This window comes from Metapseudomonas otitidis, assembly GCF_900111835.1.
Lineage (GTDB): Bacteria > Pseudomonadota > Gammaproteobacteria > Pseudomonadales > Pseudomonadaceae > Metapseudomonas > Metapseudomonas otitidis.
Genome location: NZ_FOJP01000026.1, coordinates 1 through 3,152, shown reverse-complemented (window position 1 = coordinate 3,152; position 3,152 = coordinate 1). Strand labels below are relative to the sequence as shown.

General features: G+C 60.1%; 2 protein-coding genes. Both read left to right on the top strand.

Features of this window, described 5'->3' with window-relative positions; genetic code table 11:
- Positions 1-287: 287 nt before the first annotated feature.
- Positions 288-953 carry a type II secretion system protein N gene (locus BM198_RS26605; RefSeq protein ID WP_074973712.1) on the top strand — a complete coding sequence of 222 codons (666 nt, stop codon included), beginning with the start codon at positions 288-290 and terminating at the stop codon, positions 951-953.
- A 13-nt stretch (positions 954-966) separates the two neighbouring features.
- Positions 967-2,901, top strand: coding sequence for a type II secretion system secretin GspD (gene gspD / locus BM198_RS26600; protein ID WP_139233715.1), 1,935 nt, complete (start codon positions 967-969; stop codon positions 2,899-2,901).
- The last annotated feature ends 251 nt before the right edge of the window (positions 2,902-3,152 follow it).

Here is a 3,152-nt window from a genome sequence, read left to right as displayed (position 1 = left end):
CCGGTGAAATCCTGTTTGGCGGCATCCTTGCAGCATGTTTCAGGGAAAGTTCCATTTAAATTTTTCATAAAGGCGCATAGCATCAATAGCCAGAGCCTTTTCGATGGCAGGATGCTATACACGAAAAACCCTTCTTTCAAGGCGTTTTGAAATATCGAACGAGCATAAACACCGGGGAACGTGACAGGCATCAAAGAACAGTGTCCTACACCACCTCTCGTCCTGACCCGACTTTCAACCCCTAAGAGCACTCGATAGTATTGCGGCGCCATCACAGGGAAGAGTTTATGGCTACCATCCTCCATACGTTGAACCAGCTCGCAGCCACGCGCGCAGCAAAGCTGTCGGCGCTGTCCCTGTGCTCCCTTCTCATGCTCACCGCCTTGATCTGGCAAGGCCTGCAGTTGCGTGCTGCACTGCAGCCGCCAGTGCTGGCCCCCAGCGCGATGAACGAGCCCGGCCCGCAGGACGGGCCGACGCCGCTCGGCAAGGGACTGCTCGGTTTGTTCGGGTCCAGCGCCGAAGCCGAATCGGTGGCGGCCGAAGCGCTCGAGAAGCTGCCCGAGAGCAACCTGGACCTGCAGGTGTCGGCGATCTTCTTCATGGCGCCCGCCGAGCAGAGCACGGTGATCCTGGAAGATGGCGATCGCACACTCATCCTCAAGCCGGGTGAAGAGGTGCGCCCCGGCATCGCCGTGCAGAGCATCGAAAGCCACCGGATCACGCTCAAGCGCAATGGCAAGCTGGAGCAGATCAGCTTCCGCGGCTTCGGCGAGATGCCCGGCAGCAGCCCGGCGCCGGAAAGCCCCATGCCCGTCGCCCAGAACATCGAACCGGTGACCGACACCCTGGCCAGTTCACTGCCTGCCGCACCGGAGCCGGCGGTGGCGAGCCAGGGCGTACCCACCGCTTACCAGCAATACGTCCAGCGCAAGCTCGCGCAGAACAAGTAGTCGAGTGAGAGAAGTGTCCACCAGAGTCCCGTCGTGCCTGCTGCTCAGTTTGTGCCTGCTCGCCCCCTTCGCCAGCACCCACGCCGAGGACAATCCGGTGGCCAAGGTACCCGTGGCGGCCAGCGATGTGAAGATCAACATGCAGGACACCAACATCCGCTCCTTCATCGAGTGGATCGCCAAGGCGACCGGCAAGAACTTCATCATCGACCCGCGGGTGACCGGCAAGGTGACGGTGATTTCCAACGAGTCGATGAAGCCGGAGGAGGCTTACCGGGTCTTCCTGTCGGTGCTGCAGGTGCACGGGTTCTCCGCCATCGAGTCGGACAGCGCGGTGAAGGTCATCCCGGACGCCAACGCCAAGCAGAGCGGCGTGCCGCTGGTGGACGACGATACGCTGAACGATGACCAGCAGGTGGTGCGGGTAATCCGCACGCAGCATGTGCCGGCGACGCAGCTGGTGAACATCCTGCGGCCGATGGTGCCGCAGGTGGGGCACCTGGCGGCCTACCCGGACAGCAACGCGCTGATCATTTCCGACCGGGCCTCCAACATCAACCAGTTGCTGAAGCTGGTGTCCGAGATCGACCGGGCTGGGCAGTTCGAGATCGACGTGATCCCGCTGAAGTTCGCCAATGCCAAGGAGCTCTCCAGCATGCTCGGCAACCTGGTGCCCCAGGGCGGCGGCGCCGAGGGCGCGAGTAAGATGAGTGTGTCTGTGGATGAGCGCACCAACAGCATTCTGATCTCCGGTGACCCGAGCAAACGCCAGCAGCTGCGCGATGTGCTGGCCAACCTGGATCGCCCGGGGAACATCATCCGCGACACCCAGGTGATCTACCTGCATTACCTGAAGGCGTCGGAGGTCGCGCAGATCCTGCAGAACGTGGCCACCAGCCTGCAGAAGCAGGACAAGGACGTGGGCATCAGCGGGGCGGAGATTTCCATCCAGGCCAACGACACCACCAACGCGCTGGTGATCAGCGCGCCACCGGCGATCATGAAGACCGTCGAAGGGGTAGTGCAGCGGCTGGACATCCGCCGGGCGCAGGTGCTGGTGGAGGCGGTGATCGTCGAAGTCTCAGACAACAAGGTCAACGAGCTGGGCGTGCAGTGGAAGACATCGGACGGGGCCATCGGTGGCGATGGTTTCTATGGTGGCTTCAAGTCGTCGCTCAAGGGCAATGCGATCGACTCCTTCCCGGGCGGCAACCCGGCCAAGCTGGATGCCGGACTGAGCCTGGGCTTTTACAGCAACGGCTCACTGAGGGCTCTGGTCCGCACCTTGTCTACCGATGACTCGATGAACATCCTGTCTACGCCGAATCTGGTTACCCTCGACAACGAGGAGGGCAAGATAGTGGTCGGTCAGAACGTGCCCTTCGTGACGGGTAGCTCTACTAGCGCCTCGAACCCTTCCACGAACCCCTTCCAGACCATCGAGCGGCAGGACGTTGGTATCACCCTGAAGATCAAGCCGCAGATCAACGAAGGGGACTCAGTGACCTTGAACGTCTACCAGGAAATTTCCAGTGTCTCCAGTGACACCAGTGCCGCCGACATCGTGACCAACAAGCGCTCGGTGGAAACGCGGGTGCTGATCAAAGACAACATGACGCTGGTACTAGGCGGACTTATCTCGGATGAAGTGAGGGACTCGGGCGATAAGGTGCCCTTCCTCGGCAAGATTCCGATCATCGGTCAGTTGTTCCGTAGTGATCGCAAAGAAGTGAGCAAGAAGAACCTGATGGTGTTCATCAAGCCGACCATCATCAATGACTTCGACCATGCCGACCAACTGACCGAAGGCAAGTATAACTTCATCCGGGAGCGTCAACTCCGTTATACCGACCAAGATATCGCCAAAGGTGTGCCCACTCTGCCGGAACGCATCAACAGTGCGGAGAAGGAGTTGAAGATCAAATCCGTACCGCCACCGCCACAGTGATTGATTTGTCTAGTCCTGAAATAGGTTTACACCTCTCGAGCCAGACTCCAGGCCTCAAAACGCCCGATGCACCGCCTCGGGCGTTTTGTATTTCAGTGCCATCCACCAGTACCCGAAACAGGCGATCCCGCTCCACATGGAACGGTCCTGGCCTGAGTTCCCAGGCAGGGTTGTCGCATCCGTACCTCACGAACGACCTGGGCAATCTGCGAATCTTGCTCAGAACGCCGGCCCACCGAACAGTTGCGCTG